An 18,003-nucleotide genomic window follows, 5' to 3' on the forward strand; every position below is an offset into this window, starting at 1 on the left:
CCTCCTCGTCGTCGTAGATCTCCTCGGCCACCAGCGGCGGCGCGGAAGCCTGCGCCGCGAGCAGCGCCTTGGCCGCCTCGAGCGTGTGCACCTGCTCGCCGCGATCGATGATGAAGGATTGCTGACCGCTCACGTTCGGATCGGCGATGACGGCGAGCGAGACCTTGAAGCTGTTCTCGAGGTCGCGGAGATGGCCGCGCTTGTGGTTGAGCACGTAGAGCGCCACCTCGGTGCGGGTGCGGACCACCAGATTGTGGGTCGCGCCCTTCATCAGCGCCTCTTCGAGGCTGCGCAACAGCTGCAGCGCCACCGAGGATACCGAGCGGACGTGGCCGGTGCCGCCGCAATGCGCGCACGGCTCGGTCGAGCTCTCCAGCACGCTGGCGCGGATGCGCTGGCGCGACATCTCCAGGAGGCCGAAATGCGAGATGCGGCCGACCTGGATGCGGGCACGGTCCTGCCGCAGGCAGTCCGACAGCTTGCGCTCGACGGAGCGGTTGTTCCGCTTCTCGTCCATGTCGATGAAGTCGATGACGATCAGACCGGCGAGGTCGCGCAGACGGAGCTGCCGCGCCACTTCCTCGGCGGCTTCCATGTTGGTCTTGAGCGCGGTGTCCTCGATGTGGTGCTCGCGCGTGGCGCGGCCTGAGTTCACGTCGATCGAGACCAGCGCCTCGGTCTGGTTGATGACGATGTAACCGCCGGATCGCAGTTGCACGGTCGGCGTGAACATCGCATCGAGCTGGCTTTCGACGCCCATCCGCGAGAATAGCGGCTGGCCGTCGCGATACTGCTTCACCGCCCGGACATTGGTCGGCATCAGCATCTTCATGAAGTCGTGCGCCTCGCGGTAGCCGGCTTCGCCGGCGACCAGGATCTCGTCGATCTCCTTGTTGTAGAGGTCGCGCAGCGAGCGCTTGATCAGCGAGCCTTCCTCATAGACCAGGGTCGGGGCTTGCGACTTCAAGGTCATGTCGCGGACCGTTTCCCACAGCCGCAGCAGATATTCGAAGTCGCGCTTGATCTCGGGCTTGGTGCGGTTGGCGCCGGCGGTGCGCAGGATCACGCCCATGCCCTCGGGCACGTCGAGGTCCTGCACCACTTCCTTCAGGCGCGAGCGGTCCTGCGCCGAGGTGATCTTGCGGCTGATGCCGCCGCCACGCGCGGTGTTGGGCATCAGCACGGCATAGCGGCCGGCGAGCGACAGATAGGTCGTCAGCGCGGCGCCCTTGTTGCCGCGCTCTTCCTTCACGACCTGCACCAGCATCACCTGGCGGCGCTTGATGACCTCCTGGATCTTGTACTGGCGGCGCGGCCGGAAGGTGCGCTCCGGCACCTCCTCGAGCACGTCGTCACCGCCGACGGATTCGACGACCTCTTCCTCGATCTCCTCGTCGTCGTCCTCGTGGTCGTCGGAGACCGGCTCGGCGCCGTTCTCGTCGCCCGGCACGATCGTGACGCTGTCGCCCTCATGCCCGGCGACGGGCGCGATGTCGGCAACGTCCTCGTCGTGCTCATGGTCGTCATGGTCGTGATGATCATGATCATGATGGTCATGGTGCTCATGGTCATGATGGTCATGGTCATGATGGTCATGCTCGTCATGAGCGTGGGGCTCGTGATCGTCGTCGGCCTCGTCCGCCGGCGCCGCGACGGGCGCGCCGCTGGCGACGATCGCAGGCTCTGCGGCTTCGACGGCCGGCTGCTCGGCTGCTGTTGCGGGCTGCTGCTCGGCGGCCGCATCCGCGGCGATCACGTCATGATGATCGGCGGGGTCGTGGGTTGCTGGCTCGGCCGAGCTCTCATGCTCAGGAGCCTCGACAGGCGCCTCTGAGAAGCCCTGCACCTCGCCGTGCTCGGCAGCGTCATGAGGCTGATCCGCATGATCGTCGTAGGCGTGAGGCTCATGCGCCTCATGGTCGGCCTCGTGGCCTTCGACGTGAACGGGCTGACCGTTGTCGACGGCCTCCACGATCTCGCTCTGGACGCGCTCGCCGCTGCCACGGCGGCGCGAACTGCGATGACGGTTGCGACGGCGGTTGGAGCGGTTCTCGCTCTCCTCCTCGGCCTCGCGATGGGCACGCTCCTCGGCCTCGATCAGCGCCTGCCGGTCGGCGACCGGGATCTGATAATAGTCGGGATGGATTTCGCTGAAGGCCAGGAAGCCATGGCGGTTGCCGCCGTACTCGACGAAGGCGGCCTGCAGCGAAGGTTCGACGCGGGTCACCTTCGCCAGGTAGATGTTGCCCCGGAGTTGCTTGCGCTGGGCAGTTTCGAAATCAAATTCCTCGACGCGGTTGCCGCGGACGACGACCACCCGGGTCTCTTCCGGGTGGGTAGCATCGATCAACATCTTGTTGGGCATATTGGAACTCTTGGAGGCGACGGACGCGGCTGGCCGCGAGCGCGTGGCGCGCTGTCGGATGACGCGACGGTCCACCTGATTCGGGGGTGAGGGGAAGGCCTAAACGCAGCTGGTCGCGCCGTGCCGCCCCTGGTGCCGGCGGGGCGATCAGCCGGGCGGGGGTCAGGCCCCGCATCGGCGCGGATCGTCCGCTGGTCATGGTTGGCAACTCAGTCTGGCGCATCAAGCGTCGGCCCGTCTGGAATATGTGGGCGGCAGCGGGTGCCGCCTTATCTCTTGCCGAAGGCCAGATCGCGCCGAGACGCATGCCCTGGGATCAATACCAATTCCCTTGGGAATGTGGTATCGGGCTACGCCTGTGTCTGACCTTGGCCAAATCTGACCCTTGGCCATCTGACTTATCGCCCGGGAAGGTCTCTGCGAGATGGCACCTGCGCTAGGCGCACCTCGGCTCGTGACCAGCTTTCCTCCGCAGCCGCGCGGGGATCGCGCAGGCTTGGTATGCGTCGGAAAGGCGCTGGAACCTCCGCAACAACAGGACACCCCAAGGAAGGGATCTCATCACGGAACTTCCGGCATTTCACCGGGAGGTTGAACGCGACACAACCGGCAGTAAGGAATAGCCTTCAGCACTTCGTACATACGAGGAATGGTCAGGCGGTGCAAGGGAAGCGTCGCGGAACCGCAACAATCGGTGGCCTTTAACGAAAATGACAAAATTAGGCGGTTAACCCCTGGGATTGGTTGCGGTAAGACCGTCGCGCGGAGGCACGGAATTGGCAACTGGCCGGGCAGATACCCTCTCTTTCCTGGGATGCGTGGCGATCTGCGTCACGCAAATGTTATGGGCGGCTGTGACCCCCGTGCAGGCCCAGAGCGCCACGGCGGGCCAGGGACCGCCCGCAATGGTCGGGCCCGGCTTCCCGATCGCGACGGATGCCCGGCTGGCCGGTGACAACCGTCAGACGCGTTTTGTGCTGGATCTGGACAAGACGGTGCCGTTCCGGGCGTTCCTGCTCAGCGACCCCTACCGGGTGGTGGTGGATCTGCCCCAGGTCAGCTTCCATTTGCCGACGGGGGCCGGAACCGCGGGACGCGGTCTGGTGAAGGCCTTCCGCTACGGTTTGGTGATGCCCGGCGGCTCCCGAATCGTGTTCGATCTGACCGGTCCGGCCCGAATCGCCAATTCCACCGTGCTGGATGCCGCCAACGGCCAGCCGCCACGGCTGGTGATCGAGCTCGAGGAGGCCGACGAGGCCACCTTCGCCCGCGCCGTCGGCGCCGACAGCCGGATGCAGGCCAAGCCGGCCGATTCGGGTCCGGCGGGGGTCCCTGCGATCGCGGCGCAAGGCGGCTTGCCGCCCGCCCTCCGGCCGCCATCGACCACGGTCGCCGTGGCGGCCCCGCCCGCCGGTGGTCCGGCGGATTCGCGGCCGGTGGTGGTGATCGATCCAGGCCATGGCGGCATCGACTATGGCACCCAGGGCGGCGAGGTTCCGGAGAAGAACCTGGTGCTGGCCTTCGGCCAGGCGCTGCGCGACCGGCTCGAACGGTCCGGCAAATACCGCGTCGTCATGACCCGCGACGACGACACCTTCATTCCGCTCGGCGACCGGGTCAAAATCGCCCAGAAGCAGTCCGCGGCGCTGTTCGTTTCGATCCATGCCGATGCGCTGCCGCGCGGCGAGGGCAATGCCCAGGGCGCAACGATCTATACGCTCTCCGACAAGGCCTCCGACGTCGAGGCCGAGAAGCTGGCCGAGGCCGAGAACCGCGCCGACCAGATCGGCGGGGTCAACCTGACCGAGGAGCCGGCCGACGTCGCCGACATCCTGTTCGACCTGGCCCGGCGGGAAACACGCACCTTTTCCAACAGGTTTGCCCGCCTGCTGATGAACGACATGAAGACTGCCGTGCATATGCACAAGCGGCCGCTGAAATCGGCCGGGTTCCGGGTGCTGAAGGCGCCCGATGTGCCGTCGGTGCTGGTCGAACTCGGCTATGTCTCCAACAAGGGCGACATGGGGAACCTGGTGTCCGACACATGGCGGTCGCGGACCGCCGACGCGATGGCGCGGGCGATCGACGCCTTTCTCGCCAAGCGCGTCGCCACGGTCGGCGGCGACAAGCCGGAGAAGCCTGCTGCGCCGCGCGCAAAGCCCTAGTTTGGCCACAGCAACCGCCGTATAAACAGGCCGCGAGGCATCCGGAATCAACTGATGATTCCTTATCTGCAGACTTGTGATAGGCTTGACCGCTGTGAGGCTTGACCATGCGGTCTTCTGCATGGATTGCGTGGCATTGACGCCAACCGCGTGATTTGGCGGCAGCCCCTTCGACGGGCGCGGCATCCAAGCCGAGAGATGAACGAGAGTTGGAACGGATATTTGCCGATGCGCTTTCTGGTGCGGTTTCTGGGATTCCTGTTCGCGGCCGGTACCGTTGTCTTCCTCGTCGGCGTGGCGGCGGCAGCCGGCCTGATCTGGCACTTCTCCAAGGATCTTCCCGACTACTCCCAGCTGCAGGACTACGAGCCGCCGGTGATGACGCGCGTTCACGCCGCCGACGGCTCGCTGGTCGGCGAATACGCCAGGGAGCGCCGGCTCTATCTGCCGATCCAGGCGGTTCCCAAGCTCGTCATCAACGCCTTCCTCGCCGCGGAGGACAAGAACTTCTATGAGCATGGCGGCATCGATTTCACCGGCATGGCGCGTGCCGCGGTCGTCTACGCCCAGAACTTCGGTTCGAATCGCCGCCCGCAGGGCGCGTCCACGATCACGCAGCAGGTCGCCAAGAACTTCCTGCTGACCAACGAGGTCTCGTTCGCGCGCAAGATCAAGGAAGCGCTGCTGGCGATGCGCATCGAGCGCACCTATTCCAAGGACAAGATCCTCGAGCTGTACCTGAACGAGATCTATCTCGGCTCCGGCGCCTATGGCATCGCCGCCGCCTCGCTGGTGTATTTCGACAAGTCGGTGAACGAGCTGACGGTGGCCGAGGCGTCCTATCTCGCAGCGCTGCCGAAGATGCCGGGCAGCCTGCATCCGATCCGCAACCGCGACCGCGCCATCGAGCGCCGCAACTACGTCGTCGACCGTCTGCTGGAGAATGGCTGGATCAAGCAGGCCGACGCCGAGAAGGCGCGCAAGGATCCGTTGACGATCGCGAGCCGCAATACCGGCGCGCATATCTTCGCCGGCGAATATTTCGCCGAGGAGGTGCGCCGCGACATCTTCGAACGTTACGGCGAGAAGAAGCTCTATGAGGGCGGCCTGTCGGTCCGCACCACGCTCGACCCGAAGATCCAGGTCATGGCGCGCAAGGCGATGGTCGCAGGTCTCGTCCGCTATGACCAGGAGCAGGGCTATCGCGGAGCCGTCTCCAAGCTCGACATTTCGGGCGACTGGGGCGTGAAGCTCGCCGAGATCAAGTCGCTGTCCGACATCTCGCCATGGCGGATGGCGGTGGTGCTGGAGACCAGCGACCAGTCCGCCCGCATCGGCTTCCAGCCGCCGCGCGAGCTCGGCGGCGCCGTCAGCAAGGAGCGCCAGACCGGCCTGATCACGCTCGACGGCGTGAAGTGGGCCCGCGCCGCGACCGGCAATGGTCGCGGCAAGGTGCCGACGTCGGTGGCCCAGGTGCTGCAGCCGGGCGACGTGATCTATGCCGACCCGCTGTTCAAGGAAGGCAATCCGGTCGAGGGCCAGTATCGCCTCGAGCAGCTGCCCGAAGTCTCCGGCGCGATGGTCGCGATGGATCCGAACACCGGCCGGGTGTTGGCGATGGTCGGCGGCTTCTCGTTCGACCAGAGCCAGTTCAATCGCGCGACGCAGGCCTATCGGCAGCCGGGTTCGTCGTTCAAGCCGATCGTCTATTCGTCGGCGCTCGACAACGGCTATACGCCCTCGACCCAGGTGGTCGACGCGCCGATCGAGATCGACCAGGGGCAGGGCGGCCAGGTCTGGCGTCCCGACAACTTCTCCAACGGCAAGTATCTCGGCCCCACGACCCTGCGCAACGCGCTGCGGCTGTCGCTGAACACGGTGACGGTGCGGCTCGCGCAGGACGTCGGCATGCCCCTGATCTCGGAATATGCCCGCCGCTTCGGCGTCTATGACGAGCTGCCGAACTATCTCTCCTACGCGCTCGGCGCCGGCGAGACCACGGCGATGCGCATGGTCACGGCCTATTCGATGATCGCCAATGGCGGCCGCCGGGTGAAGCCGACCCTGATCGACCGCATCCAGGACCGCTACGGACACACCATCTTCAAGCACGACGCCCGCGAGTGCCGCGGCTGCGACGCGCCGGACGGCTGGAAGAACCAGAGCGAGCCGCAGCTCGTCGACCGCCGCGAGCAGGTGCTGGACACGATGACCGCCTACCAGATCACCTCGATGCTCGAGGGCGTGGTGCAGGCCGGCACGGCAACCGTGCTGAAGGAGGTCGGCAAGCCGATCGCCGGCAAGACCGGAACCACCAACGAGGCCAAGGACGCCTGGTTCGTCGGCTTCTCGCCGGACCTCGCGGTCGCGATCTACATGGGCTACGACAAGCCGCGGCCGCTCGGCAAGGGCAACGCCGCGACCGGTGGTCATCTGGCTGCGCCGATTGCCAAGGATTTCATGAAGCTCGCTCTGGCCGACAAGCCGGCCACGCCCTTCAAGATCCCGGCCGGCATCAAGCTGGTCCGCGTCGACGCCAAGACCGGCATGCGCGCGGGCCCCGGTGATACCGGCCGGACGATCATGGAGGCGTTCAAGCCGGGCACGGCGCCGCCGGACAACTACTCGGTCATCGGCGTCGCCGATGCCGACGGGCGCATGAATCCCTCGCAGAGCGGCGGCCAGCCTGACGCCGGCAGCTTCATCATCCGTCCGGGCACGGGCAGCCTGTACTAGGCCCCGTGAAACTCCGGTCGACGCGGTGCATGGCGATTGCGCTTTGCACCGCGCGCCGCTACATCCCGGGACAGAGATGATTGCCGCAGCGTTCGCTGCCGCGGCCTGAAGAGAGCGACATGCGCGCCGAAATCGAAAAAATCGTAGAAGAGATCAAGCAGTCAGTCGGGCTGCTGAGGAGGCATCTTTGACGTCGAGACATCGACGGCAAGGCTGGCCGAGCTGAACAAGCTCGCCGAAGATCCCAATCTCTGGAACGACCCCCAGAAAGCGCAACGACTGATGCAGGAGCGGACCTCGCTGGAGGATTCGCTGACCGGCATCGGCAAGGTCGAGCGCGAGCTCAGCGACAACATCGAGATGATCGAGCTCGGCGAGGCCGAGAACGATGCCGGCGTGGTCACCGAGGCCGAGAACGCGCTCAAGGATCTCAAGAAGGAAGTCGCGCGCCGCGAGCTCGAAGCGCTGCTGTCCGGCGAGGCCGACAAGTTCGACACCTATCTCGAGGTTCACGCCGGCGCCGGCGGCACCGAGAGCCAGGACTGGGCGTCGATGCTGCTGCGCATGTACACGCGCTGGGCAGAAACCCACGGCTTCAAGGTCGAGTATCTCGAAGAATCGCTCGGCGAAGAGGCCGGCATCAAGTCGGCGACCATTCAGATCTCCGGCCACAACGCCTATGGCTGGCTGAAGACCGAAGCCGGCGTGCATCGCCTGGTGCGAATCTCGCCGTTCGATTCGAATGCGCGCCGCCACACCTCGTTCTCGTCGGTGCAGATATTCCCGGTGATCGACGACTCGATCAAGATCGACATCAAGGAATCCGACGTCCGCGTCGACACCATGCGGTCGGGCGGCGCCGGTGGCCAGCACGTCAACAAGACCGAATCGGCGGTGCGTCTGACGCATATTCCGACCGGCGTTGCGGTGGTCTGCCAGGCCGGCCGCTCGCAGCACAAGAACCGCGCCCAGGCCTGGGACATGCTGCGCGCGCGGCTGTACGAGATCGAGCTGAAGAAGCGCGAGGAGAAGGCGGCAGCCGATCAGGCGGCCAAGACCGAGATCGGCTGGGGCCACCAGATCCGCTCCTACGTGCTGCAGCCCTACCAGATGGTGAAGGACCTGCGCACCGGCGTTCAGACCTCCGACACGTCCGGCGTGCTCAATGGCGATCTCGACGAGTTCATGGCCGCCACTCTGGCGCAGCGTGCCTTCGGCACCTCGCCAGGGGCTGTGATCGACGACGTGGACTAAGCGGTGGCGCGCGTCGCCTTCATCGGTCTCGGCCGCATGGGCCATGGCATGGCCCGTCGCTATCTCGACGCCGGCCATTCGGTCGCGGTGTGGAATCGCAGCAAGGCAAAGGCCGACGATCTGATCGCCCGCGGCGCGCGCTGGTCGACCTCACCGGCCGATGCGGCCATCGACGCCGATGCGGTCGTCACCATGGTTGCCGATGACGACGCCTCGCGCGCGGTGTGGTTGGGGCCGGACGGCGCGGCAGCGACGATGCGGGTCGGCACGATCGCCATCGAATGCTCCACCGTGTCGCGTGATCATGCGCTGCGGCTGTCGCGCGAGCTGAATGCACGCGGTGTGATCTATCTGGACTGCCCGGTGACCGGCCTGCCCGACGCGGCCGCCAGCGGCAAGCTGACCCTGCTGGTCGGCGCCGACGCGGCCGATCTCGAACGGGCGCGGCCGTATCTGACCCCGATCGGCGCGACCATCCGGCACTTCGGGCCGGTCGGCGCCGGCACGGTCTACAAGCTGATCAACAACCTGCTCGGCGCGATGCAGATCGCGGGTCTGGCGGAAGGGCTCGCGATCGCCGAGCAGGCGGGGCTCGACATGGCGCTCGTGCTCGAGGCGATCCAAAGCGGTGTTGCGGCCAGCCCGCAGGTGCTGCGGCATGCGCCGCGCATGATCGCCCGCAACTTTGCTGATGCGAGTTTCACGGCGGCGCTGCGCCACAAGGATGCGGCCTATGCGCTGCGGCTCGCAGAGGAGCTGTTGGGCGCGCGTCCGGTGATGGCGGAGGCCGCGGTGGAAGCCTATGCGCAGGCCAAGGCGGCGATGCCCGACGAGGACGAAGGCCGCATGATCGAGCTGGTCTCGCGGCCGAAGGCCTAGCATCCCGCAGCCCGCCCTTAGCTACTTCGTTCCGAACATCCTGTCTCCTGCGTCGCCCAGGCCCGGCACGATGTAGGCGTGGTCGTTCAGTCTCTCGTCGATGGCTGCCGTCCAGATCGGGATGTCCGGATGCTCCGCGCTGAACCTGGCGATGCCTTCGGGCGCCGCCAGCAGGCAGACGAAACGGATGTCGCGAGCGCCCCGCGCCTTGAGCAGCTCGGCGGCGGCGCAGGCGGAATTGCCGGTTGCCAGCATCGGGTCCATCAGGATGACGGTGCGGTCGGACAGGTCCTGCGGCGCCTTGAAGTAGTACTCCACTGCCTGCAGCGTGTTCGGGTCGCGGTACAGGCCGATATGGGCGATGCGGGCCGACGGCATCAAGGCCAGCATGCCGTCGAGGAAGCCGACGCCGGCGCGCAGTATCGGCGCCAGGGTCAGCTTCTTGCCTGCGATCTTCGGCGCCTTCATCGATGCGATCGGGGTCTCGATGTCGACCAGCTCGATCGGCAGATCGCGCGTGACCTCGTAGGCGAGCAGCATGCCGATCTCGTTGAGCAGCTCGCGAAATCCCTTGGTGGAGCGGTCGCGCTCGCGCATCAACGTGAGCTTGTGCTGGACGAGCGGGTGATCGACGACATGGACGGGGCTGTTGGTCATGGCTTTGCGTCTGCAGGGGTGTTGGATGATAAATCGGAGATGACGGACCTCATGGCAGCACCTCGCGGCGGTCGGCGAGGATCGCCTCGGCCTGGCTGCGCCGCTCCGACAACAGGCCCGCGCTGGCGTCCTGGATCAGATTGAGCAGCACCTGGGCGTCGCTGAGCCTGGGCACCGTCACGTAGTCGGCGCCGGCTTCGTAGAGGTCGTTGACGTCGGCGAGCAGGTCTGCGGTCGCGACGATCTTGGCTGACGCGTTGATGCTGCGGACGTGCCGCACCAGCTTCTCGTTGTTGGCGCCCTTGAGCAGCGAATCCGGGATGCTGAGGATGATCAGCTCGGCCTGGCCGACCCCGGCATGCACCAGCGTATCGACATTGCTGATGTCGCCATAGGTCACCTGGATGCCGCGGTCCGACAGCGTGCGGAACACCAGCGGATTGAAGTCGACGACGCCGATCTGCTCAAGCAGCGCCGGCTGGTTGCGCTCGATCTCGCTGAGCAGGGCGCTCGCCGTGCGGAAGAATCCGAGCAGTACGATCGGACGGCCCGCGGCGTGACCGCCGCTCTCGTGGCCGGCTTCGCCATCCTTGACACCGTCGAGGTCGTGGATGCCCACCCGCTTCAGCAGCGGGATCGTGCGCCGGACGATCGGATCGGAGCGGACGATGACGAAGGTCGAGAGCACCGCGAGCAGCACGAAGGCGAAGGAGGCGGCGCTCGACGTGCCCGGCTTCAGGTGTCCTGCGGCGGCACCGGTCTGGATGATGACCAGCGAGAACTCGCTGATCTGGGCGAGGTTGAGCGCCGGCAGGAGGCTCGCGCGCAGTCCCTGGCGCATCATGTAGAGCGGCGTGAAGGTGGTCAGCAGCCGACTGGCCACCGTGAACAGCGCGATCACCAGCGCCATCCCGACCACCGACATGGTCGGGATCGGGATCGTCATGCCGAGCGCGACGAAGAACAGCGTGATGAAGAAGTCGCGCAGCGTCGTGACCTTGGCGGTGACGTCGAGCGCATAAGGAAAGGTCGACAGCGACACCCCGGCGATCAGCGAGCCCATCTCGCGCGACAGGTGCAGCCGCTCCGCGATCTCGCCGATCAGGAAGCACCAGGCCAGCGCGCCGAGCAGGATCAGCTCGGGCGTGCGGGCGATGCGGTGGAACACCGGCGGCAGCACGTAGCGGCTGAGCAGCAGCGCGATCGCGACCAGCGCGCCGGCGCGGGCGAACGACAGCAGGATCACCCCGAAATGCAGGTCGTCGAGGCTCGGCTGCACCGCCAGGAACAGGATCGCAAACACGTCCTGCAGCACCAGCACGCCGAGCGTGATGCGGCCGGGCAGGGTGTCGAGTTCGCGCTTCTCGTACAGCACCTTGACGATGATGACGGTCGAGGACAGCGCGCAGGCGACGCACAGATAAAGCGCGTCGTAGCTCTCCGCGCCCATCCGCATGCCGATGGCGACGAAGAACAGGATGCCGAGCGCCGCGCCGCCGAGCAGCTGGACGCCCCCGGCGATGAGGATCACCGGGCCGGCGCGGATGATCTTCTTGAGGTCGATCTCCAGGCCGATCATGAACAGCATGAAGATCAGGCCGAGCTCGGAGATCACCGAAATCGATTCCTGGGACTTGACCCAGCCGGTGCCGAACGGGCCAATGGCGAAGCCCGCGACCAGATATGCGAGAATCGAGGGCTGGCGCCATTTGTGCGCCGCCAGTCCAAGCACCCACGCAAACAGGATGCAGAGCGTGATGTCGCCGATCAGTTCATGCATGAAGCAACCCCCGAGCCGGCAACTTATGTCGCGCCGCCGCACATGGAAACCCGCAATGTGTCACATCGCGGCCGTGCTCATCGCGCTGCCGCTCGCGGTCGGTGAGGCGCGGGCCGCCGACAGCCTGACCAAGACCTTCGCGAGTTCGCTGACCGCGGTTCCGGCAGAGGCGCCGACCGTCACCGGCGCGGTCTATGTCCCGGTCTATTCCAGCGTCACGATGGCGCCGGGACGGGTGCAGGCCGACTTCTCGGTCACCTTGAGCATCCACAACGCCTCGGAGCAGCGGCCGCTGATCATCCGGCGCATCAACTATTACGACACGGCCGGCGCGCTGGTCGAAGCGCATCTGTCCGCGCCGGTCGCCTTGAAGCCGTTCGCGACCATCGAGATCTTCGTGCCGACCAAGGACACCCGCGGCGGCACCGGCGCCAATTTCGTCATCGACTGGGCGGCGACCGGCGAGATCGCCGAGCCGGTCGTCGAGGCGCTGATGGTCGGCGGCATCGGCGCCGGCCACTACGCCTTCATCTCCCAGGGCCGCCCGATCCGGCCAAGCGGCGGACAGCGATAGGCAGCGGCTGCGCTTGCTCGATTGTGTCCATGCGCGTGTGTCGGAGGTCGCGTTCAAGCCACGTCTCATCATCTCCGCGGCACCGAGGGCGCCCGGACTTTGCAGCACGTTTCGAGCCCTCGATGACGACGCGTACGCCCTCTCGCCAGCCGAGGCAGGATGAGGGGACCCTACATGGATTCTGAAAAAAAGAAATGTAACATTTGCGGCGGTCAGCCTGTGCGCAATCGTGGACGCGTGCCGGGGCACAGCGTCATGGCCCGGCCTGGCATGGTTGCCGGTCGCATTCTGGGAGGAGCTTGCCGGCCCGCGAGCGAGGTTCTCTCCGGCTTGGGTCCTGCTCATGTGCGCTGACGTCACACTTCGGCAGGTCGGTCGGCGCACGGTCGTCCGCCGGCCCCACAATGGCTTTCCGCCCAGCAAGATGCTATGAGCACAGCGAGATTCCTGCTCGCGGAGCCATGGTCTCCGTGTTCGCGTTCGATCAGAGACGGACCACTGGCATGAGCACCGGAGACGGCGGACGAAGGATCTGGATCGGCGGCGCCGCCGTGGCGCTTGCCGTGGCCGCTCTCGCGATCGTCCTTGCACCCAGCCTCGGTTTCGATCTCTCGATCTTCAAGGGCCGGTGGACGTCGACGAGTCCGGACGGCGCGGCCGCGACGAGTTCGCCTGCGGCTGGTGCACCTGCCGCGGCGCAGCGCGTCGCTGCGGCCGAGTCGGGTGCGGCCGACAAGACCGCTCCCAACCAGGCGGCCGCGGCGCTGGCCACCGCGCAGCAGCAGGCCAGCGGTCTGGCGGCGTTGCTGGCGCCGGTCGCGCCGCCGGAGGCGCAGAGCGAGGAGCCGTCATTCGACGTGGTCAGCGTGGAGCCGTCGGGTGACACCGTCGTCGCCGGGCGCGCGGCGCCTGGGGCTACCGTCGAGCTGTTGCGCAATGGCGAGCCGCATGCGCGCGTCGTGGCGGATCGCACGGGGCAGTTCTCCATGGTGCCGCCGCCGTTGCCCGCCGGCACCTTCGAGCTGACCTTGCGCGCCAGGCAGCCGGATGGCCGCGAGCTGTCCTCCAAGCAGAGCGTGGCCGTGGTGGTCGAGGCCGGCAAGCGGCCGGCGACCGTTGCTGTCATCGCGCCGGACCAGGCGACGCGCGTGCTGTCGAAACCAGCTGCGCCGCTCGCCGTTGCGGTCGACGCCGTCGATTTCGAACCCAATGGCAACCTGCGCGTCAGCGGCCGCGCCCGCCCCGGGGCGACCGTGCGGATCTACCTGAACGACCGCCTCGTCAGCACGGCGACCGCCGCGGCCGACGGCCGGGTCGGGGCGACCATCAAGGACGCCGCCTGGGCCGGCAAGGACCGGCTGCGGCTCGACGAGGTGGACGCCAGGACGGGCGCGGTTCAGGCGCGGGCCGAGGTGCCGTTGAACGTCCCGGAGTCCCTCACCACGGCGTCGCTACCCGCGGGCCAGGGGCAGGGCGGCGGTGCATCCGGCACGCGCACGCAGCTTGCGTCCGCCTCGCCGGCCGACCTCAAGGACGTGGCTGCGACACCCGCCCGCAGCGGCGCGAGGACGATCACCGTGTCGCGCGGCGACAGCCTGTGGCACATCAGCCGCCGGCTGCTCGGCGAGGGCACGCGCTACGCCGTCATCTACCGCGCCAACCGCGAGCAGATCCGCCGGCCGGACCTGATCTATCCCGGCCAGGTGTTCGTGCTGCCGGCGAAGCGCTAACCGCGGCTCGCAAGCGCGGTCGCGCGGACCTGGGCGATCATATCCGAACTCACGGCCATATCTGCCGGGGACACTGTCATCGTCCGTGAAGAGCTTTCGCGGAGCATGACAGCCATGGATTACGCGAGCAGCTCGTGCGCCAACTCCCCCAGCCGCTCGACGCTGCGCTCGATCCGGGCGTCCCAGTCGTGGCTGCAGCTCAGCCGCAGGCAGTTGCGATAACCCGATGTCGCGGTGAACAGTCCGCCCGGCACGAAGCAGATGCGCTCGCGGATGGCGCGTCGATAGAGCGCGTCGGAGTCGAAGCCCGCGGGTAGCTCCAGCCACAGCACGAAGCCGCCCTTGGGATCGGTCATCCGGGTCTCCCGGGGGAAGCTGCGGTCGACGGTGCGGCGCATGCGGTCGATATTGTCGGCGAAGGCTTTGCGGATGCGCCGCAGATGCGCGTCGTAGCCGCCGGATTTCAGGAAATCGGCCATCGCCTTCTGCGGCAGCGCGGCGCCGCTCAGTGACAGCGCGAACTTCGATGCCAGGATCTCATCATGGCGGCGGTTGGCGGCGAGCCAGCCGATGCGATAGCCGGGCGCAATCGTCTTCGAGAACGAGCTGCACAGGATGATGTCGGCCTTCGGTGCGATCGCGGCGAACGGGCGCGGCCGCTCGTCGCCAGAGCTGATGTCGCCGTAGATGTCGTCCTCGATCAGCGGCACGCCGTGGCGCGCGAGCACGCGGATGATCGCCGCCTTGCTGGCATCATCGGTGCGGGTGCCCAGCGGATTGTTGAAGCTCGAGGCGAGCAGGCAGGCGGCGACGCGGCGCGCGCCGAGCGCCTTGTCGAGGGCCGCGACGTCGATGCCACGGGCCGGGTCGGTCGGCAGCTCCAGCGCGCGCAGGCCGCGGGCTTCGAGCACCTGCAGCAGGCCGAAATAGGTCGGGGATTCGATCGCAACGGTGTCGCCGGGCTTAGCCGTGACGCTCAGCGCGATGTTGAGCGCCTCGGTGCAGCCATTGGTGATGAGAACGCCGTCGGGCGGCACGGCGTGCCCGAGGCGCAGAGCGCGCGCGGAGATCTGCGCGCGGAGCTCGGCATCGCCATGCGGATCGGCATAGATGTTGTATTGGCGGCCGTGGACGCGGGCGCAGCGGGCGAGCTGGCGGTCCAGCCGTTCCGCTGCGAGCAGGCCGGCGCTCGGGATGGCGCAGCCCAGCGGCGCATAGGACGGATCTCCCGCATAGGAGAGCACGCTGAAGAGCGGATTGGAGACGGCCACCGGGTTGGCGCGCCGCGGCGGCTGCGACGCAGCCGGCAGCGCGCGCTGGCGGTGGCTCCGCTGCGTGACGTAGAAGCCGGATTTCGGCCGGGCCTCCAGCACGCCGCGATCCTCGAGCAGCCGATAGGCTTGCAGCGCCGTCGTCAGGCTGACGTGATGCTGGGTCGCGAAGGCGCGCACCGAGGGCGCGCGCATCCCCGGACGCAGGACATCGTCGTCGACCAGCGCAGTGAGCCGGGCGACGAGCGCTTCGTAGAGCGGTGGAGAGGGGGTGCGCTGATCCATGCAGATCATCCAAACGCAAATCTGTACTGGTAGCAATCGAGCATTTCTGTATCTGTCATCGCCGACCCTTCGAGCGGTAGCTTGAGCGCATCACACGGAGCTCAGCCATGCCGCACGTGCCTCGCCGCTTCCCGCACAACGACATCATCAGCCTGACCGCGCAGCCGGTCCGCTACGATCTCGCCGAGAGCCTCGGTCCGGATCTCAGGCTTGGCGGGCTGCTCGCGAACGGGCTCGGCGACGCGTTGAAAGATGTCGTGCTGAGCTATGGCCCGACCGAAGGCGACGCCGAGCTGCGCGCGCTGATCGCCGCGCGACACGGCGCCGGCGCTGACGATGTCCTCACCACCGTCGGCGCCATGCAGGCGCTGTTCCTGATCGCCTTTGTTCTCGGCGAACCGGGCGCGGAGGTCGTCGTCGCACGTCCTGTCTTTCCCAATGCGCGCAACGTCCTTGCGTCGGTGGGCCTGCGCGTCATCGATCTGACGCTGCGCTTCGATGACGGCTACCGTCTCGATACCGGCCGCCTGCGATCGCTGCTCTCGGCGCGGACGCGATTGGTCAGCCTCGCCTCGCCGCAGAATCCGTCCGGCGTGGCGTTGTCCGAATCCGAGCTGCGCGATGTGCTCGCGGCGATGGACGGGATCTGTCCGGAGGCGTTCCTGCTGGTCGACGAGACCTATCGCGAGGCCGTGCATGGCGGGGCGGTGCCGCGTCCGAGCCTGATTGCGCAGGATCGCCGCATCATCAGCTGCGCGTCGTTCTCGAAATGCCAAGGCGCGCCGGGCATCCGCACCGGATGGGTGATCACGCGCGACGCAGCGCTGCGTGCGCAGCTCGTGCTCGGCAAGTTCAACACGACGATCTCGAACTCGGTCGTCGACGAGGCGATCGCGCGATCGATCCTGCGAGATATCGACAGGATCATGGACGAGCGGCGCCGTCACCTCGGCGCGGCGCTGACGCGCACCGCCGATTTCGTCGCCGCCCATGGCCGCCTGATCGAATGGATTAGGCCGGATGCCGGCGCGCTGTGCTGCATCAGGCTGCGGCGCGAGCCGTTCGACGACGCGGCGGTCGCCCGCTTTCATCGCCAGCTCGCCGCGCGCGAGACGCGTGTTGGCCCGGGATCGTGGTTCGGCGACGAGGCGCGGGTGTTCCGGCTCGGCTTCGGTCTGCTCGCATCGTCCGATCTCGACGAGGCCTTGCACCGTGTGACGCAGGCGTTGACGTCGGCGTCGATGATGGCGGTGTAGGGGAGCAATCCCGGGCTGCGAGTGCGGCTCCGGATCTCTCCCTCGCCACGCTCCTCGCAATGACGGGGCCTCCCCTGATCTCGCGCGATTGGGGTACGATGGCGGTACGCATTGTCTCACGAGGTGTCCATGCACGATCTCACCCGCTGCGTTCAGCATCCCGCCGTTTCGCATGACGGCTTCAAGTCGCTCGCCGTTCCCACCTATCGCGCCTCGACGATCGTCTATGACGATCCTCAGGATTTTGCCAGGCGCGCCGCGCGCGGCCTCGACGGCTACACCTACGGTCTGCACGGCACGCCGACGACCCGCACCCTGGAGGCGCAGATCACGGCGCTGCATGGCGGCGAGCGTACCGTGCTGGTGCCGTCCGGACAGGCCGCGGTCGCGATCACGATGCTCGCCGTGCTCAAGCCGGGCGACACGGTGCTGATCCCCGATCACGTCTATCCGCCGGTGCGGCATCTCTGCACGAACTATCTCGCCTCGCGCGGCATCGCCCATCGCGTCTATGATCCGCTGATCGGCGCCGGGATCGCCGATCTGATCGACGCCGGCACGAAACTGATCTGGCTGGAATCTCCGGGCTCGGGCACGATGGAGGTGCAGGACGTGCCGGCGATCGCGCGAGCCGCGAAGGCGAGGGGTGTGCTCACCGGCTGCGACAACACCTGGGCGAGCCCGCTTTTGTTCAAGCCGCTGTCGCATGGCGTCGACTTCGCGGTGGAGGCGCTGACCAAATATGTCGGCGGCCATTCCGACCTGCTGCTCGGCTCGATCACGGTCAAGGAGCTGAGCTTGCGTCAGGCGCTCAAGGATGTGCTGGGCGTGCTCGGCATCGGCGTCTCGCCGGACGAGGCGGCGCTGGCGCTGCGCGGCATCGAGACAATGGGCGTGCGCATGGCGCATTCGGGCCGCGTCGCGCGCGAATTTGCCGAGCGGCTGCAGGCCGCGCCGGCGGTCGCGCGCGTGCTGCATCCGGCGCTGCCGTCCTGTCCCGGCCACGAGATCTTCACGCGCGACTTCAACGCCGCGAGCACCGTATTCAGCC

12 protein-coding genes are annotated in these 18,003 nt (G+C 67.2%); 8 read left to right on the forward strand and 4 right to left on the reverse strand.

Annotation, left to right across the window (positions count from 1 at the left end):
- A partial coding sequence (locus BRAS3809_RS04470; protein ID WP_035655248.1) for an Rne/Rng family ribonuclease occupies positions 1-2,365 on the reverse strand: 2,365 nt, incomplete at its 3' end.
- An 839-nt stretch (positions 2,366-3,204) separates the two neighbouring features.
- Here BRAS3809_RS04470 and BRAS3809_RS04475 point away from each other — a divergent pair.
- The 4 genes from BRAS3809_RS04475 (at position 3,205) to BRAS3809_RS04490 (ending at position 9,399) form a co-directional block, all read left to right on the forward strand.
- Positions 3,205-4,530, forward strand: coding sequence for an N-acetylmuramoyl-L-alanine amidase (locus tag BRAS3809_RS04475; protein ID WP_052523348.1), 1,326 nt, complete (start codon positions 3,205-3,207; stop codon positions 4,528-4,530).
- Positions 4,531-4,758: 228 nt separating this feature from the next.
- On the forward strand, positions 4,759-7,266 hold the full coding sequence (locus BRAS3809_RS04480) for a penicillin-binding protein 1A (RefSeq protein ID WP_035655251.1): 2,508 nt from the start codon (positions 4,759-4,761) through the stop codon (positions 7,264-7,266).
- A gap of 119 nt (positions 7,267-7,385) precedes the next feature.
- A protein-coding gene (gene prfB, locus BRAS3809_RS04485; RefSeq protein ID WP_139017308.1) for a peptide chain release factor 2 occupies positions 7,386-8,520 on the forward strand; the annotation gives its coding sequence in 2 pieces (ribosomal slippage) (positions 7,386-7,454 and positions 7,456-8,520; 1,134 coding nt in all).
- A 3-nt stretch (positions 8,521-8,523) separates the two neighbouring features.
- Entirely contained in the window at positions 8,524-9,399 is an 876-nt protein-coding gene (locus BRAS3809_RS04490) for an NAD(P)-dependent oxidoreductase (RefSeq protein WP_008960916.1), read from the forward strand.
- Positions 9,400-9,420: 21 nt separating this feature from the next.
- Here BRAS3809_RS04490 and upp read toward each other — a convergent pair whose 3' ends face one another.
- The gene (gene upp / locus BRAS3809_RS04495; protein ID WP_008960917.1) at positions 9,421-10,056 is read right to left on the reverse strand and encodes a uracil phosphoribosyltransferase; all 636 of its coding nucleotides are present in this window, start codon (positions 10,054-10,056) and stop codon (positions 9,421-9,423) included.
- 49 nt (positions 10,057-10,105) lie between these two features.
- Positions 10,106-11,836 (reverse strand): cation:proton antiporter, encoded by a 1,731-nt coding sequence (locus BRAS3809_RS04500; RefSeq protein WP_008960918.1) that lies wholly within the window; start codon positions 11,834-11,836, stop codon positions 10,106-10,108.
- 55 nt (positions 11,837-11,891) lie between these two features.
- Between BRAS3809_RS04500 and BRAS3809_RS04505 the strand changes: the two genes are divergently transcribed.
- Complete coding sequence (locus BRAS3809_RS04505; protein ID WP_008960919.1) at positions 11,892-12,410, forward strand: DUF3124 domain-containing protein; 519 nt, start codon at positions 11,892-11,894, stop codon at positions 12,408-12,410.
- Between the two features lie 503 nt (positions 12,411-12,913).
- On the forward strand, positions 12,914-14,140 hold the full coding sequence (locus BRAS3809_RS04510) for a LysM peptidoglycan-binding domain-containing protein (RefSeq protein ID WP_008960920.1): 1,227 nt from the start codon (positions 12,914-12,916) through the stop codon (positions 14,138-14,140).
- Positions 14,141-14,259: 119 nt separating this feature from the next.
- Here BRAS3809_RS04510 and BRAS3809_RS04515 read toward each other — a convergent pair whose 3' ends face one another.
- The gene (locus BRAS3809_RS04515; protein WP_008960921.1) at positions 14,260-15,696 is read right to left on the reverse strand and encodes an aminotransferase-like domain-containing protein; all 1,437 of its coding nucleotides are present in this window, start codon (positions 15,694-15,696) and stop codon (positions 14,260-14,262) included.
- 107 nt (positions 15,697-15,803) lie between these two features.
- Here BRAS3809_RS04515 and BRAS3809_RS04520 point away from each other — a divergent pair, with 107 nt between their 5' ends.
- The gene (locus BRAS3809_RS04520) at positions 15,804-16,952 is read left to right on the forward strand and encodes a pyridoxal phosphate-dependent aminotransferase (protein ID WP_008960922.1); all 1,149 of its coding nucleotides are present in this window, start codon (positions 15,804-15,806) and stop codon (positions 16,950-16,952) included.
- Positions 16,953-17,081: 129 nt separating this feature from the next.
- Positions 17,082-18,003: trans-sulfuration enzyme family protein (locus BRAS3809_RS04525; RefSeq protein ID WP_035655250.1), on the forward strand; the 922-nt coding region annotated here is incomplete at its 3' end.

The organism is Bradyrhizobium sp. STM 3809, assembly GCF_000239795.1.
In the GTDB taxonomy this organism is placed as follows: domain Bacteria; phylum Pseudomonadota; class Alphaproteobacteria; order Rhizobiales; family Xanthobacteraceae; genus Bradyrhizobium.

Coding starts and splice junctions, on each gene's coding strand:
- BRAS3809_RS04500 (WP_008960918.1), bottom strand. CDS start 11,836: ATGCATGAACTGATCGGCGACATCACGCTCTGCATCCTGTTTGCGTGG.
- BRAS3809_RS04510 (WP_008960920.1), top strand. CDS start 12,914: ATGAGCACCGGAGACGGCGGACGAAGGATCTGGATCGGCGGCGCCGCC.
- BRAS3809_RS04515 (WP_008960921.1), bottom strand. CDS start 15,696: ATGGATCAGCGCACCCCCTCTCCACCGCTCTACGAAGCGCTCGTCGCC.
- upp (WP_008960917.1), bottom strand. CDS start 10,056: ATGACCAACAGCCCCGTCCATGTCGTCGATCACCCGCTCGTCCAGCAC.
- BRAS3809_RS04480 (WP_035655251.1), top strand. CDS start 4,759: ATGCGCTTTCTGGTGCGGTTTCTGGGATTCCTGTTCGCGGCCGGTACC.
- BRAS3809_RS04505 (WP_008960919.1), top strand. CDS start 11,892: ATGTGTCACATCGCGGCCGTGCTCATCGCGCTGCCGCTCGCGGTCGGT.
- BRAS3809_RS04520 (WP_008960922.1), top strand. CDS start 15,804: ATGCCGCACGTGCCTCGCCGCTTCCCGCACAACGACATCATCAGCCTG.
- BRAS3809_RS04475 (WP_052523348.1), top strand. CDS start 3,205: ATGTTATGGGCGGCTGTGACCCCCGTGCAGGCCCAGAGCGCCACGGCG.